This window comes from Sphingomonas sp. BL-S-25 (assembly GCF_055521555.1).
The window spans coordinates 3,982,959-3,998,383 of sequence record NZ_CM145486.1 but is presented as its reverse complement, the minus strand read 5'-3'; the positions used below and the strand labels follow the sequence as shown (position 1 = coordinate 3,998,383).

At 66.0% G+C, this 15,425-nt stretch carries 14 protein-coding genes; 10 read left to right on the top strand and 4 right to left on the bottom strand.

Annotation, left to right across the window (positions count from 1 at the left end; genetic code table 11):
- Nucleotides 1-63: 63 nt before the first annotated feature.
- Complete coding sequence (locus ACZ1H8_RS19290; protein ID WP_465178843.1) at nt 64-2,325, bottom strand: TonB-dependent receptor; 2,262 nt, start codon at nt 2,323-2,325, stop codon at nt 64-66.
- Nucleotides 2,326-2,483: 158 nt separating this feature from the next.
- Here ACZ1H8_RS19290 and ACZ1H8_RS19285 point away from each other — a divergent pair, with 158 nt between their 5' ends.
- The 10 genes from ACZ1H8_RS19285 (at nt 2,484) to ACZ1H8_RS19240 (ending at nt 12,052) form a co-directional block, all read left to right on the top strand.
- Nucleotides 2,484-2,894, top strand: a complete 411-nt coding sequence (locus tag ACZ1H8_RS19285; RefSeq protein ID WP_110150343.1) for a nuclear transport factor 2 family protein — start codon at nt 2,484-2,486, stop codon at nt 2,892-2,894.
- A gap of 12 nt (nt 2,895-2,906) precedes the next feature.
- Nucleotides 2,907-4,283, top strand: a complete 1,377-nt coding sequence (locus ACZ1H8_RS19280) for an MFS transporter (RefSeq protein WP_465178842.1) — start codon at nt 2,907-2,909, stop codon at nt 4,281-4,283.
- Nucleotides 4,280-5,500, top strand: coding sequence for an acetyl-CoA acetyltransferase (locus ACZ1H8_RS19275; RefSeq protein WP_465178841.1), 1,221 nt, complete (start codon nt 4,280-4,282; stop codon nt 5,498-5,500). Before ACZ1H8_RS19280 ends, ACZ1H8_RS19275 begins: the two co-directional genes overlap by 4 nt.
- An 80-nt stretch (nt 5,501-5,580) precedes the next feature.
- Nucleotides 5,581-6,009, top strand: coding sequence for a nuclear transport factor 2 family protein (locus tag ACZ1H8_RS19270; RefSeq protein WP_465178840.1), 429 nt, complete (start codon nt 5,581-5,583; stop codon nt 6,007-6,009).
- 2 nt (nt 6,010-6,011) lie between these two features.
- Nucleotides 6,012-7,805 carry an AMP-binding protein gene (locus ACZ1H8_RS19265; RefSeq protein WP_465178839.1) on the top strand — a complete coding sequence of 598 codons (1,794 nt, stop codon included), beginning with the start codon at nt 6,012-6,014 and terminating at the stop codon, nt 7,803-7,805.
- Nucleotides 7,802-8,329, top strand: a complete 528-nt coding sequence (locus ACZ1H8_RS19260; protein ID WP_465178838.1) for a nuclear transport factor 2 family protein — start codon at nt 7,802-7,804, stop codon at nt 8,327-8,329. Before ACZ1H8_RS19265 ends, ACZ1H8_RS19260 begins: the two co-directional genes overlap by 4 nt.
- Nucleotides 8,329-9,093 carry an SDR family oxidoreductase gene (locus ACZ1H8_RS19255; RefSeq protein WP_465178837.1) on the top strand — a complete coding sequence of 255 codons (765 nt, stop codon included), beginning with the start codon at nt 8,329-8,331 and terminating at the stop codon, nt 9,091-9,093. The genes ACZ1H8_RS19260 and ACZ1H8_RS19255 overlap by 1 nt, the downstream gene beginning before the upstream one ends.
- A 31-nt stretch (nt 9,094-9,124) precedes the next feature.
- Nucleotides 9,125-9,925 carry a DUF1295 domain-containing protein gene (locus ACZ1H8_RS19250; protein WP_465178836.1) on the top strand — a complete coding sequence of 267 codons (801 nt, stop codon included), beginning with the start codon at nt 9,125-9,127 and terminating at the stop codon, nt 9,923-9,925.
- A 13-nt stretch (nt 9,926-9,938) separates the two neighbouring features.
- Nucleotides 9,939-11,642, top strand: coding sequence for a class I adenylate-forming enzyme family protein (locus tag ACZ1H8_RS19245; RefSeq protein WP_465178835.1), 1,704 nt, complete (start codon nt 9,939-9,941; stop codon nt 11,640-11,642).
- A complete protein-coding gene (locus ACZ1H8_RS19240; RefSeq protein WP_465178834.1) occupies nt 11,639-12,052 on the top strand; it encodes a nuclear transport factor 2 family protein in 414 nt (137 codons plus the stop codon). Before ACZ1H8_RS19245 ends, ACZ1H8_RS19240 begins: the two co-directional genes overlap by 4 nt.
- A 13-nt stretch (nt 12,053-12,065) precedes the next feature.
- On the opposite strand, the gene ACZ1H8_RS19235 is transcribed toward ACZ1H8_RS19240, so the two are convergent.
- The 3 genes from ACZ1H8_RS19235 to ACZ1H8_RS19225 form a co-directional block, all read right to left on the bottom strand.
- Nucleotides 12,066-12,980 (bottom strand): winged helix-turn-helix transcriptional regulator, encoded by a 915-nt coding sequence (locus ACZ1H8_RS19235; RefSeq protein ID WP_465178833.1) that lies wholly within the window; start codon nt 12,978-12,980, stop codon nt 12,066-12,068.
- Nucleotides 12,981-13,125: 145 nt separating this feature from the next.
- Nucleotides 13,126-14,652, bottom strand: coding sequence for a class I adenylate-forming enzyme family protein (locus ACZ1H8_RS19230; protein ID WP_465178832.1), 1,527 nt, complete (start codon nt 14,650-14,652; stop codon nt 13,126-13,128).
- Nucleotides 14,607-15,383, bottom strand: coding sequence for an SDR family NAD(P)-dependent oxidoreductase (locus ACZ1H8_RS19225; protein WP_465178831.1), 777 nt, complete (start codon nt 15,381-15,383; stop codon nt 14,607-14,609). Before ACZ1H8_RS19225 ends, ACZ1H8_RS19230 begins: the two co-directional genes overlap by 46 nt.
- Nucleotides 15,384-15,425: the final 42 nt, after the last annotated feature.

The window sequence follows — 15,425 nt, the reverse complement described above, 5'->3', positions numbered from 1 at the left end:
TTCCTTTTGTGGTCGCCGTCTGGGAGCAAGCGTGGCTCGCGGCCTTGATCGTGGCGAGCGGCATCAGAACCGGGTCGACAGCCGCAGGCCATAGGTGCGCGGCGCACCATATAATGACGATTCGTCCCCCAGGAACGGGATCACGCTGACGCGGTAGAGCCGGTTGGTCAGGTTCTTGGCCCAGAGCGAGAGCGCCCAGCCATTATCCGCTGCGCCAATCCCGATCCGGGCGTTGAGCAGCCCATAGCCCGGCTCGGCATTGGTGTTGTCGGGACCGTAGAAGAACGCGTCCTGATAGACATAATCGACATGCGTCCGCAGCGCGAGGTTGGTGCCGAGCGGCAGCGTATGATCGGCGGCTACCGAATATTGGAAATCGGAGGTCCGCGGCAGCTTGTTGCCCGTGAAGTCCAGGTTGCGACCCTGATCGATATAGTCGAGATATTTGGCGTCGATGATCGACCCCGATCCCGACAGCGTCAGGGTTTCTGTCACCGCGACGGTCAGTTCGCCTTCGACGCCGCGGATCCGCGCGTCGGCGGCGTTGGCGACGACGGTGGTCAGCAGCACGTCGTCGAGCTGCTCGACCTGCAGATCCTTGAAGTCGAGCTGGAACGCGGCGAGGTTCAGGCGAACCCGGCGGTCGAAAAAATCGCTCTTGATGCCGATTTCATAGTTCCAGGCAGTCTCCGGATCGAACGGACGTAGCGCCGTGGCCCGATCCGGGGTCGCCGATTGCCAGCCGCCGCCCTTGAAGCCGCGGGCAGCCGAGGCATAGAGCAGGATGTCCGGGGTCGCCTTGAACTCGACGGCGAAACGCGGCGTCACCTCGCGCCAGGTCTTATCGACCTCGACGGCATAGGGTTCGCGAAGCGGCGCCGGCGACAGGATGTCGCCCGGCTGGCCGAGACTCAGGATGCGCGCCTCGCCGTCCATCCGCTTCTTGTCGACGGTATAGCGCGCGCCGGCAGTGACGGTCAGTTGCGGGGTGATCGACCACGACACTTCGCCGAAGGCCGCATAGTTCTGCGCGACCCCGACCTGGTCGAAGATATTCTCGCCGTCGAGGCTGTCGCGCGTGCTGCCCGGTCCGCCCGGCAGGAAGCTTTTCGCAGTGTTGCGCGAGCTGCGATCGGTCTCCTCACGCAGATAATAGAGGCCGGCCAGCCAGCGCAGCGCCCCCGTGCCGTTCGACGCGATGCGCAATTCCTGGGTGATGCCCTGGTACTTCTCGAACTGGGTCAGCACCGAGTCGGTGAAGGATGGCGGCGACCCGGCACCCGCCTGGCTGTAGCGCTGCCCGGAATCGCCGCCGCGCAATGCGGCGAGATAGGTAAAGGTCGCGAAGTCCGCGTCATAATCGACGCGGCCGGTGACGCCGTAGGTCTTGCGCCGGTTGAACTGGTCATAAGGCGTTTCGGTCGTGCGCGGGTCCTTTGAACGCTGGCCAGTCGTGATCGGCCCGATCCCCGGCCGCGTCGGATCGTCGACGGCATGACGGGCCTGACCGCCGCCATTGTCGCTGCTGAAATCCCCGATCAGGTTGATCGTCAGGTTGCTCGCCGGCCGCGCAAGAAACGACAAGCGCGCACCATAACTGTCGAGATTTTCCAGCTCCTGCCCGTTGACGATGTTGCGGCTGAAGCCGTCATGCCGGTTGGTGTAGAGCGCGACGCGCGCCGCGATCGTCTCGCTTAGGGCTCCGGTGGCGTAGCTCTCCGTCTGGATGCTGTTATAGTTCCCGACGGAGATGGACACCCCGGCCGCAGAGCTGAACTTGGGCGCGGCGGTGACGAGGCTGACCGCGCCGCCCACCACATTCTTTCCGAAGATGGTGCCCTGCGGTCCGCGCAACACCTCGACCCGCTCCAGGTCGAAGATCGGCGGCGTCGCCGACCCGCGGCGGCCGATATAGACCTCGTTGAGGAACAGGCCGATCGAAGGGTCGGCGGTCGCGCTGTTCAGCCGGACTGTGCCGACGCCGCGGATAAAGGCTTCCTGCTCGAGCGAGCTTTGCGACTGGAACGTGAAGCTGGGGGTCCGCCCGGCAAATTCGGATAGGTTGACGATCTGAGCGTCGCGAATCGTGTCCCCGTCATAGGCGGTGATCGCGATCGGCACGTTCTGCAAGCTCTCCTCGCGCTTGCGAGCGGTGACGACGATATCGCTGACCTGCGGACCGTCGGCGTGCGGACGCTCCTCCTCGGGCGCAGCTTCCTGCGCCAGGGCGGGCGCGCCCATCAGTATGGCAGCAAGGCCGGCCGCGAGGCCGGTCGAGGTCAACATCGAACGAATCACGCCTTTGCGCAGGTCGCCAATCATCATGCTCTCCCTCATAAATCGCGCGGCTTGTGCCGCGACGCTTATCAGTCGTTTTATGCAAGTAGGTTCATATGGGGTCGCTTGCTTGTCAAGACTTACTTGTTGACATGCGCGCATCGGGCCGTCAGGCTACTTGCATAAACAGACTATGGGAGAGGCGCATGTCCGTATCGGATGAGCGGATGATTGCCGTTGGTCACGAGATGATCGACGCATGGAACGACATGGACTGGGACCGCGCCGCGTCGTTGATGACCGAGGATGCGGTGCTTCACTCGATGATGATCGATCCGATTGTCGGACGGGATGCGATCCACAAGCGCATCTCCGGGCTCGGCGCACTCGCCGACAGCATCGCGCTTGAAGTGCGCAATATCGGCGTGATCAACGGCACGCTGTACATGGAACGCGTCGATCGATTTGTGTGCAAGGGCAAGCCCGGGGCGACGCCCGTTTGCGGCGCACTGGAATTCGAGGGCGACAGGATCAAGGTCTGGCGCGAATATTATGACCGCCACCATCTGCTGAGCGAGATGGGCATGGCGCAGGATTTCGATTCGAGCACCCGGTAGGGGGCGCCGCACATGGCCACCGCCGCCCCGCCCCCTGTCTCTGCCACACTGCAGGTGGCGGCTGGCAACTGGCCGTCGCCGACGCGCAGCTGGTTCGCGGTCGCGGTGCTCACGCTTGGCTATGTCGTCTCGTTCGTCGACCGCACGATCCTCAGCCTGATGATCGACCCGATCAAGGCCGATCTCGGGCTGAACGACACCCAGATCGCGCTGCTGCAGGGGCTGGCATTCGGGCTGTTCTATACCGCGATGGGACTGCCGATCGGATGGCTGGTCGACCGGATCTCGCGCAAGCGGGTGATCGGCGTGGGTGTCACCTTCTGGTGCCTCTCGACCGCCGCCTGCGGACTGGCAGGCAATTTCTGGCACCTGTTTGTCGCGCGGATGGGCGTGGGTGCTGGCGAGGCGACGCTCTCTCCGGCCGCGATCTCGATGATCGGCGACACCTTCCCGCCCGAGAAGCGCGCCTTTCCGATCAGCGTGTATTCGATGGCCAGCTCGATCGGCGCGGGACTGGCGCTGATGGTGGGCGGTGCGGTGATCGGCGCGATCGCAGCCAGTCCGGAAGTGGTCCTGCCGGTCATCGGCGCCGTGGCGCCTTGGCAGGCGACCTTCATCATCGTCGGACTGGCGGGCCTGGTCGTCGTCATGCTGCTCGCCTTCGTGACCGAGCCGGTACGCCGCGATTTGCCGGCGCCCGCACAGGCCGGCACCGGCCTGCTCGCCCATATCCGCCGATATCCCGGCTTTCACCTGCGCCATCTGGGCGGCATGTCGCTCTATTGCATATTGATCTACGGCGTCCTGTCCTGGATGCCCGCCTATTTCATGCGCAGCTTCGGCTGGAGCCCGGCGGAGGTTGGCCTGCGCTACGGCTTCGTCGTTCTGGTCTTCGGAGGCTTCGGCCTGTCGGGGGCGGGCTGGCTCGCCTCCCATCTCGCGCAGCGCAGAGTCGAGGCAGCAAGTCACAAGGTCACCGGCTGGTCGATCCTGCTGGTGACGCCCTTCATGGTCGCCGCCTGTCTTGCCCCCTCCGGCTGGATCGCGCTGGCCATTCTGGTGCCGGGTCTGATCTTCTTTACCGCGTCGGGCGGGATCGCGGTTGCCGCCCTGTGCGAGGCGGCGCCGGGCACGCTGCGCGGTCGCGTTGCCGCGCTCTATTTCTTCACGCTCGGCATCGTCGGCCTCACCATCGGGCCGGTCAGCGTCGCGCTGATCACCGAATATGTGTTTCGCGATCCGCAGGCGCTCGGGCCGGCGATCGCAGTCGCGGCGGGCGCGCTCGGGCCGGTGGCCGGACTGCTCGTCCTGTCCTCCGTCGGACCGTTCCGGCGCGCAATCGCGGCAATGGCCGCGACCACCCGACATCCGCAGGAGCAGCAGATATGACCTATATTCTCGGCGGGTGGCAGACCGACTTCGCAGCCAATTGGGCGCGCGAGGGTAAGGATATGGCGGACATTTTCGCCGAAACGCTGCACGCCGGCCTTGCCGCAGCACAACTCGATGCCGGCGAGATCGAGGTGGGACATGTCGGCAATTTCGTCGGCGAGCTGTTCGCGGGCCAGGGTCTGCTGGGCGGCTTTTTCGGCGAGGCCGATCCGGCGTTGGACGGACTTCCGACTGCGCGGCACGAGGCGGCATGCGCATCGGGCTCGGTCGCGATCATGGCGGCGATGGCAGACCTCGAATCCGGTCGCTACGACCTTGCCTGCGTCATCGGGCTCGAACAGATGCGCAATGTCCCGGGGCTCACCGCCGCACAGCATCTCGGCGCCGCAGCCTGGAACGGGCATGAATTCGGCGACGCGACCTATGTATGGCCGCGTGCCTTTTCCGATCTCACGCAGGAATATGATCGCCGCTATGGCATCGATCCGCGGCATCTGGGTCGCATCGCGGAGGTCAATTTCGCCAATGCGCGCCGCAACCCCAATGCGCAGACGCGCGGATGGCAATTCACGCCGGAGAGCTTCACGGCCGACGACGACGCCAATCCGGTGGTCGAGGGGCGCATTCGAAAGACCGACTGCGGACAGGTGACCGATGGCGCCAGCGTCATTTTCCTCGCCTCTCCGCGTCGCGCCGAAGAATATGCCACGCGACGCGGGATCGCGATCGATCGCTTGTCGCGCATTTCGGGCTGGGGCCATCGATCCGCGCCGATTTCCTATGCGCGCAAGATCGCAGACTCCGATGGAGCTACCCACGTCTTTCCGCAGGTGAAGCGGGTGGCCGAGGAGGCTCGCTCGCGCGCCGGCTTGCCGATCGAGGCGATCGACGCGTTCGAGGTCCATGACTGTTTCACCACCACCGAATATATGGCGATCGACCATCTCGGCCTGACCGCGCCCGGCGAGGCATGGAAGGCGATCGAGTCCGGCGCGATCGAGATCGGCGGCGCGCATCCGGTCAATCCCTCGGGCGGACTGATCGGCGGCGGGCACCCGGTCGGCGCGACCGGCATCCGCATGGCACTCGACGGGCACAAGCAGGTGATCGGTACCGCGGGCGACTATCAGGTCGAAGGCGCAAACGCCGTCCAGACACTGAACATCGGAGGATCGACCACGACAACGGTCAGCCTGATCGTCACGCGCGAGTGATCCACCGACGAACCCTGATGATCGGGAGCGCGGCCCTGTTGTGGGTCGAACCCCTCCCGGCATTCGCGAAGGAGAGAGAGATGACCGACCATGTTGCGACCCTGCGTCGCGTGATCGAAAGCTGGCACCGCGCCGACATCGACGGCGTGCTCGCCTGCCTCCATCCGGACGTGGTCTGGAACAATTCCGGCGGCATCCGGGCGCCGCTTCAGGGGCGCGACGCGATGCGCAAGGCGCTGGAGGCGATGAAGGGCCGCATCACAAACAATCGCTGGCGGCTGTTCGACGTGGCACAGGTCGGCGACACCGTCTGGATGGAGGGGGTCGACGAATTCGACACTGCCGACGGTATCCGGGTCGCCATCCCCTATTGCGGCATCCTGAACTACGAAGACGGCCTGATCCGCAACTGGCGCGAATATTTCGACGGCCGGTTGCAGGAGAACCAGCTCGCCGGGCAAGGCGTCAGCGAACATGTCGAGGCGATGCTTACGCGGCCGGCGGTCTGACGATGGCCGCCGCCGCCCCGCCGCCCTTCCGCGAAGCGCGGCTGATGCCGGTCGATCTCTCGCTCGACCGCCGCGACGATGGCACGATCCTGCTGGCGACGAAGATCGGGCTGGCGGAGTTCGATTCCAATCTGCCGGCAGCGTTTATGCGTGCCGCACAGGTACAGCCGGACAAGCCCGCCCTGGCATGGCGCGAGGCCGGCCGTGATGGCTGGCGGACCATCACCTATGCCGATCTCAAGCAGCGCATCGACGCGGCGACGCAGTGGCTGCTAGATCATGCGCCGGCGGGCCGGCCGCTGCTCCTCATCGCCGATAACGGACTTGCCTTTGCGGTGATGAGCTTTGCCGGCTGGGCGGCTGGTCTGCCGGTGGTGCCGGTCAGCAGCGCCTATGCCGCGCTGGGCGGCGATTATGGCCGGCTGGCGCATGTCGTTCGGAAGACGCGCCCGGGCGTGATCGTGGCGGGCAATGCGGCCCGCATGGCCGACGCGATCCAAAAGCTCGACACCGGGGACGCGCTGATCGTGACCGACGTCCCCTCGGCGATGAGCGCGCGGGCAATCGGACTCGACGCACTTTACGCGACCGCACCTACCGACGCGGTCGCGGCAGCGATCGACGCGATCCAGCCGGACGATATCGCCGTCTATATGCTGACCTCGGGCTCGACCGGCCTGCCCAAGCTGGTCGAACTCAGCTTCGACAATCTCGGCGCCAATACGATCCAGTGCCGCCAGATGGTCGGCGAGGCCGCGGGGTGGCACGATGCGATGCTGGACTGGCTGCCTTGGCATCATGCCGCTGGCGCATCGGTGCTGCGGAACACGCTTACCGAGGGCGGCACGCTCTATATCGACGACGGCAAGCCGGTGCAGGGCCTATTCGAGGAATCGATCCGCAACCTGCGGGAAATCGGGGTCGGCTTCTACAACAACGTCCCGATGGGCTATGGCATGCTGGTCGAGGCGCTCGAGCGCGATCCGGTGCTCCGCCGCACCTTCTTCTCGAAACTTCGAGTGATGCTCTATGGCGGTGCCGGGCTGAGCCAGCCGGTCTACGACCGGCTTCAGGCCGCCGCGATCGCAGAGACCGGCCATCGCATCATGCTGACCTCCGGCTATGGCGCGACCGAGACGGTCTCGGCGTTCATGGCGATCTATTTCGAGACGGACCGCGTCGGCATCGGACTCCCCGCCCCCGGCGCCACGGTGAAGCTCGTACCGCAGGGCGATCGCTTCGAGGTGCGCGTCAAGGGACGGATGGTTACGCGGGGCTATCTCGACGAGCCGGACAAGACCGCCGCCGCCTTCGATGAGGAGGGCTTCTACCGGACCGGCGACATGGCGGTGTTCAACGATTCCGATCGCCCGGAGGCCGGGCTCGCCTTTGCCGGGCGAGCGGCCGAGGAATTCAAGCTGTCGAGCGGCGCATGGGTCTATGGCGGCGCGCTGCGCGACCAGTTGCTAAAGGCGCTGGCACCGATGGTCCGCGAGCTGGTGCTGTGCGATGCCGACCGTCCCTATCTCACGCTGCTCGCCTGGCCGGCGCCATCCGCATCTCGCACAGACATTGCGGCGGCCCTCGCAGCATTCAACACCGGTCAGCAGGGCAGCGCGTCGCGCATCCGCCGCGCGCTTCTGCTGGACGAACCGCCCAGCGCCAATGCGCACGAGATGTCGGACAAGGGAACCGTCAACCGCCGCGCGGTGATCGATCGCCGCGCCGATCAGGTCGCGCGCCTCTACGCCGACACGCCCGACGCCGACATCATCGATCTGGGAGACGCCCAATGACCGACCCCGCCCTCCAGGCGCTGCTCGACCGGCAGGCCATCACCGACGTCATCAACCTCTATCTGCGCGGTGCCGATCGCGCCGATATCGATCTGATCGCCGCCGCCTATCACCCGGACGCAATCGAGGACCATGGCGGCGTCTTCAAGGGCCCGGCGTCCGACTATGTCGCGCTGATGGCCAAGATGCTGCCCCGTGCCGGGATCATGAACCATCTCGCCACCAATCTGGTGATCGAACTCGATGGCGAGGTCGCCCATGCCGAACATTACATCCTCGCCTTCGCGCGGATGAAAAAGGATGGCGAGACGTTCGACACGCTGACGCTCGCCCGCGCGCTCGACCGGTTCGAGCGTCGCGACGGCCTGTGGAAGATCGCCCATCGCCGGCTGGTATGGGAATGGAACCACGAGATGCCCCATGCGGAAAGCTGGGGCCGCGGACTGATGTTTCCGCCCGGCACCAATCTGGTGATGAGCGCGAAGAAGCCGAACGACAGTCTCTACAAGCGGGATGCCGCCTGATGGCCACGCAGATCGAAGGCGCGACCGCACTCGTCACGGGCGGAAATCGCGGGATCGGCGAAGCGTTCGTTCGTGCATTGCTGAATGGGGGCGCGGCGAAGGTCTATGTCGGCACGCGGGATCCGGCCAATGCAAGCCATCTGGCGGCGGAAGGCGGGGAGCGGGTCGAGATCCTGACGCTCGACCTGGCCGATCCGGAGCAGATCCTGGCGGCCGCGCGCGATGCCGGCGATGTCTCGATCCTGGTCAACAATGCCGGCGCCTTTCTGAACCAGCGGCTGATCGGTGCCGAGACGATCGACGCCGCACGGGCGGAGATGGAGGTCAATTATTTCGGCCTGCTCGGCATGTGCCGCGCCTTCGCCCCGATCCTGAAACGCAATGGCGGCGGCGCGATCGTCAATGTCCTGTCGTCCGGTGGACTGGTCGCGGTGCCGGCGATGGGCGGTTACAGCCCATCCAAATTCGCCGCGCGTGCGGCCAGCACCTCGATCCGCGCCGAACTGGCAAAGCAAAGGACCTCGGTCACCGCGCTGATCGTCGGATCGGTCGACACGCGCATGGCCGCGCATGTCGAGGGCGCGAAGGAGCGGCCCGAGGATATCGCGCGCATTGGCCTGTCCGCGATCCGGCGCGGTGCCGACGAGATCGACACCGACCGCATGGCGATGGAGGTCCGCGCCGCGATGGCCCGCGACCCCAAGGCGCAGGAACGCGCGCTGGCGCGGATGCTCGACATGGACAGCATTTCGACCGGGCGCTGATCCGGCGATCGAAAGGGGGAGCGAAACGGCAATGGCAATCGTGCAAATCCTGGCGATCAACGCGCTGACGGTCGTGATCGCCTTCACCCTGCTCTGGGCGATCTGCGCCTCGATCCGCGACGTCACGATGGTCGATGCCTGGTGGGCGCTGGGCATGGCCTTGCTCGCACTGGCGACCTTCGTTCAGCTTGGCGGCGGAACCGACCGGCGCGTCCTGCTGCTCTCGCTCTGCCTCGTCTGGGCCGTCCGGCTGGGCGGCTATCTCTTCTGGCGCTGGCGCGATCACGGTCCTGACCGTCGCTATGTCCGGATGATGGAAAAGGCGCAGGAGAAGCGCGGCTGGACCTATGGCAAGGCGTCGTTCTGGCTGGTGTTCGCGACACAGGCGCCGCTCCAGTTCATCGTCGCCCTGCCGGTGATGCTGGGGATGATCCAGGCCGAACCGGCCGCGCTCGGGACGATGGCCTATGTCGGCGCGGCGCTTGCGATCTTCGGCATCGCCTTCGAAAGCCTGGGGGACTGGCAGCTGACCAGCTTTCGCAAGAACCCGGCGAACCAGGGCAAGGTGCTGTCGACGGGACTGTGGCGCTACACCCGCCATCCCAATTATTTCGGTGACGCCTGTGTGTGGTGGGGCCTGTTCCTGATCGGAGCGGAAACGGCGATCGGCTGGTGGGCGCTCCCGGGGCCGCTGCTGCTCACCTGGACGCTGATGAAATGGTCCGGCGCACCGACGCTGGAGTTCCGCATGCGCAAGACCAAGCCCGACTATGCCGACTATATTGCGAGCACCTCGGGCTTCGTCCCCTGGCCGCCCAAGCGCGCTGCCTGAACGGAGAGCCGAGATGCAATTGACGCCGCAGGACAAGGTCGACGACTATACCGCCCGGGGCTGGTGGGGCGACCTGACGCTCGACGACTGGCTACAGCGCAACCGGCGCGAGGTTCCCGACCGATTGGCACTGGTCGATCCGGCAAACCGCGCCGATCTCGACGGGCGGCCGCCCCGCCGCCTGACCTGGGGCGAACTGGGCGAGGAGGTCGACCGCGTCGGTGCGGCGCTGCTCGACTGCGGGTTGGGCAAGGACGATATACTCACCTACCAGCTGCCCAATATTGCCGACACCGTGAGCCTCGCGCTCGCGGCCTCGCGCATCGGGGTAATCATCTCGCCGGTGGCGATGCCCTATCGCCGGCACGAGCTGACCCATGTCGCCGACACGGTTCGACCGCGCGCGATCGTCACGCTGGCGACCTTCGCGGGCTTCGACCATTCGGCGATGGCGCTCGACGTCGCGCGGGATCGCGACTGCCAAGTACTGGTCACCGGCGGGCATGCAGTCGAGGGGACGATCGACCTCGACGCCCATATCGCCGCCGCCGATCCTGCGCGCGCCGCTGCCTATCATGACGCGCAGCCGATGCGCCCGGCGGAAGTCTTCACGATCTTCTGGACGTCCGGCACCGAAGCGCGTCCCAAAGGCGTGCCGCGCGACCAGAACCAATGGATCGTCAACGGCCAGATGGTCGCGGAGGCGGCCGACATCCGCGATGCGGAAGTGCTACTGAACCCGTTCCCGCTGATCAATATCGGCTCGTTCGGACTGGTCACGCCGTGGCTGATGAAACAGGGCACGTTGGTCCTCCATCATCCGTTCGATCTCCAGCTGTTCCTACGCCAGATCGTCGAGGAGCGGGTCAATTACACCATCGCCGCCCCTGCCATCCTCACGGCGCTGCTCAAGGCGCCGGGACTGCTCGACAGCATGGACCTGTCCTCGCTGCGCGCGATCGGATCCGGCTCGGCCCCGCTTTCACCTTTCATGATCCAGGGATTTGCGGAGCGCTATGGGATCGAGGTGTGCAACATCTACGGGTCGAACGAAGGCGCCTCGCTGTTCAGCGACGCGCGCTCCATGCCCGATCATAGCGAGCGTGCCCGCTATTTCCCGCGCATGGGGGTGGCGGGGATCGACTGGCCGGGCAGCGTCAGCCACGCGATGATCCAGACACGGCTCGTCGATCTCGAGACCGAAACCGAGATTACCGAACCCGGAAAACCCGGCGAGCTGCGCTTCCAGGGGGCGGCGACCTTCGGGGGCTATTGGGATGATCGCGAGACCACTGCGAACGCCTTCGACGCACACGGGTTCTACCGCACCGGCGACCTGTTCGAGATTGCCGGGGACGGGCCGGCGCCGCGCTTCTATCGCTTCGTCGGTCGCTGCAAGGAGATCATCGTCCGCGGAGGGGCCAACATCTCGCCGGCGGAGATCGACGACCTGCTCGCCGGCCATCCCGCAATCAAGGAAGCCGCCGTGGTCGGACTGCCCGACGATCGGATGGGCGAGCGCATGTGCGCGGCGGTCGTTCCGGTCGATGGTGAACAGCCGGATCTCGCGGCGATCACGGACTGGCTGGAGCAACGCGGCCTCGCGCGCTTCAAATTGCCCGAGCAGCTCGTGCTGCTCGACGCGCTGCCGCGCAATGCGATGAACAAGGTGCCGCGCCGCGAACTGCGCGCCCTGATCCTGGACCGACCTGCTTGACCCGCCATGCCATGTTCGCGCGGCTGGTGACGGCATGGAATGCGGGCGACATCGACGGCGTGCTCGCAGTGATGACCGACGATGTGCGCTGGCACGTCGCTGCGGGCGCTTTCGCCCCATTAGAAGGCAAAGCCGCGGTCCGCGTCTTCCTCATTCAGTTGCGATCCGACATGGCTGAGACACGCTGGCGCATCCTGCGCCACGCCGAGGATGGCGATCTGCTGTTCGTGGAGGGCGTCGATGCCTATCGCCGCACCAACGGAGTCGAGATCGCGATGCCCTATGCCGCGGTGGTCGAGTTCGAGGGCGACCGGATCGCGGCGTGGCGCGATTATCTCGACACGCGCCGGATGGAAAAGCTGCGCGCAGGCGAAGACGCACCCGACCATGTCCGCGCGTTGACCAGCTGAACTGCCCCCTGCCCTATGGCAGGATCGTCGAGGTCACCGTCACCTCGGCATGGCACTGGTCGCAGGTGATGCGCGGCCGCAGGACCTGACCGCAGGGCCGGTGCGTGAGAATTTGCGGCGGCCCCTTGTCTCCCGCGAGCCAGCGGTCGCCCCAGCGGATCAACTCGACGATCAACGGAAACAGATCGCGCCCCTCGGCAGTCAGGCGGTACTCGAACCGCTCGGGCTTTTCCTGATAGCGGACCCGCTCCAGGATTCGCAGCGCCACCAGGCGTGCCAGCCGTTCCGAAAGGATGTTGGGCGCCACGCCCAATTGCTCCTCGAATTCGCCAAACCGGCGCGTGCCACTGAACGCCGAGGCGATGGTCTGCGCGATCCAGCGATCGCCGAGCACTTCCAGCGCCCGCTCCAGCATCTTTTCATGCGGATCCAGCTTGCCGCGCTCGACCGAGGAACGCCGCTGTGCACGCGGCGCCTGGGGCGGTTCCAGCCCTGCCCCCGGCCCCTCGGTTGCGAACACATCGCGCGGAACCACCTCGCCATCGCAGGACGCGCAGCGCAGTTCGGGAGTGAAGACGTGCCCGCACTCATGGCGAAGCGAGTGGATCGGCGCCTCGGGATCGGGAAACCAGCGCTTTTCCCAACGAATGATCATCAGCGACGCCCCGAACAGGTCGACGCCCATCGGGGTCAACCGATACTCGAATCGCAGCGGCCGCTCCTGATACTGGGCTCGCCGGAACACGCCCGCATCGACCAGCCGTCCCAGCCGATTGGTGAGCAGGCTTCGGGCGATCCCGATGCGCCCCTGAAACCCTTCGAACCGCTTCACCCCGCCAAAGGCAAGATACAGGATCATCAGCGTCCAGCGATCGCCCAGAACGTCCAGCGCGCGGCGTGCGGAATTGGAGGGGAATTGGTGGAGCAAATTGTCGCCGTTCAGGGCTGATGCGGAGGGGAACTTCTATAACCGAACTCGCTAACGCGATTTGGCAACTGAACCAATGCAAAATCTCGGCTGCCGGTCAGGATCGATCAACCGACCCGTTCGATCCGTCTCCTGCTGGTCCGGATCAAATTGCTGCCTGCCGCAGTGCGTTACGGTCGATTTTTCCGATGGCGGTCAGAGGCAGCGCGCTGCATATGGTCACGCTGCGAGGCATCAGGTGGCGCGCCACTCGTTCTTTGACCCAGTCGAGCAGTATCGCCCCTTCCAGTTCGACACCGCCACGCGGCACAACATATACCGCCAGCCGCTGGCCAAAGTCTGGATCCGGGACGCCGATCGCTACCGCCCGAGCCACCCGCGGATGGGTGATGAGGACGCTCTCCAACTCCCATGGATTGGCGTTCTCGCCGCCGGAGACGATCATGTCGTCGGTCCGGCCGCGCAGGAACAGGCGGCCTGACGGGTCGCGATATGCCAGGTCTCCCGTCTGGATCCAGTCGCGAGCGGCTACTGATGCGGCGTTGCGAACAAGTAGCTCGCCCTCTTCGCCAAGTCGGATGTCTGCGCCCCACACCGGCCGGCCGATCGTTTCGGGCGCCTCCGCCAGATCCTCCGGCTGTGCGAGGGCCGCAAGTCCAGCCTCGCTCGTGCCGTAGAGGTTGAACAGACTGCCCCCCAGACGCTGCCGGCATTCTCGCACTAACTCCACATCCAGCGGGGCGCCGCCTGACACGACGCAGTCCAGCGAGTCGAGTGGCGCCGGCACTGCCAGCAACCGCCGCAGAACCGTCGGCACCGCCACCAGCGTGTCGATCCGTTCGGCGTCGATGAGCGCGGCGGCAGCTTCGGCATCGAGCCTCGGTCGCAGATGCACCGTCCGCCCCAGCGCAAGAGCAATCACCAGCGACGCGAGGCCGAAACCGTGAAACAGCGGCACGGTCACCAGGACTGCCTTTCGCTGCTCCATCCGCAACGCAGCGACGAGGTGCAGGAACAGCCGAAGCATGCGTCCGGGCGCGACCGCGCGGGCAGCGGCTTTGGGCAAGCCGGTCGTTCCGCCGGTCAGCACGACGATCTCCCCGGACGATCGCCGGGGCAGATCGATTTGCAACACGGTGCCTTGCAAGAGCAATTCGGCCGGATCGACTATCTGGATTCCGCTGGTCGGCACGGTTGCGTCACGGCTAGCGATTACCCGGTCGACACCGTGCCGGGCCAGCAGCTGCGAAAACTGCGACGCCGGCAGGCCTGGATTGATCAGGACCGCGCGCGCCCCCAATCGGGACAGGGCAAGCAAAGTGCGAACGAAACTCAGGCCGTTCGCCGCGGCGATGCCCACGGGCGTTCCGCGCCCGACGCCATGATCCCGGCTCAGGACGGCGGCAAGCCGTTTGGCCTGATCGGCAAGCGCCGTGTAGCCGACACGCTCGGACCCGTCGTCGATGACCCCGCCCGGGCAGACCCGCGCACCCATCCGGACGAGCGCAATCAGGTTGACGCCGGACCGCGCTACCGAACGTCCAAGCGTTAGCAGCGCGACCGGAGAGAACAGGCCCGATCGCAGCGCGCTCGAAATGATCCAGCGGCGTGAAGGCCCCTGCCGCTTCAGCGCAACGCGCTCCGCTCTCGCCAGTCGGCGATCGGCTCCCACGTGCTTCTCGCGAGTGCGACCCCAAGCTGAGCGGGCGGCAGCCACCAGGGCCGCCAGCACCGCGGACGCCGCAGCATCGCGGCGACGATATGCAGAGCAGCCTGTTCCGCAGTCATCGCCGGCATCCGGTCATAGGCGCGCGTCGGCGCGATCATCCGCGTGCGAACCAGCGGCAGGTATATCGAACTCACCGCGACACCCCGCGCGCGCAATTCGGGCGCAGCGCTGCGCAGCCATTGGTCGAACGCCGTCTTGGACGCCTGATAGGCGGCCCAGCCGGGCGCGGGCGGCAGGAGGACATTCGCCGCGGAGACGTTGATGATCTGCCCCCTTCGCTCGATCAGCGCCGGTATGGCAGCGAGAGTCAGGCGGCATGGCGCGAGATAGTTGACCGCGTTGGTGCGGGTCGCGTCCTGGGGCCGATCGAGCGAGGCCATGACCGGGCGCCGGATCGACTTGCCTGCATTGCTGACGAAGATGTCGAGCGGAGGGAGGGTCGTTATGAGCCGCTCCACCGCCTCGGCATCACTGAGATCGCAAATGTAACTGTCCGCGGTGCCGCCATCCGCGGCGATTTCGCGCACCACTTGCGCCAGCCGGTCGGCGGTCCGCGCTACGAGCAACAGCCGGGCACCCGCCCTGCCCGCGATCCGCGCCACCTGCTCGCCAATCCCGTAACTCGCGCCGGTGACCAGGATGGTTCGCCCCGCCAGGCTGCGGCTAAGCGCCATCACGTCCAGCCGAGGCGACGGAAAAAGCAACCTTTCGAGGAT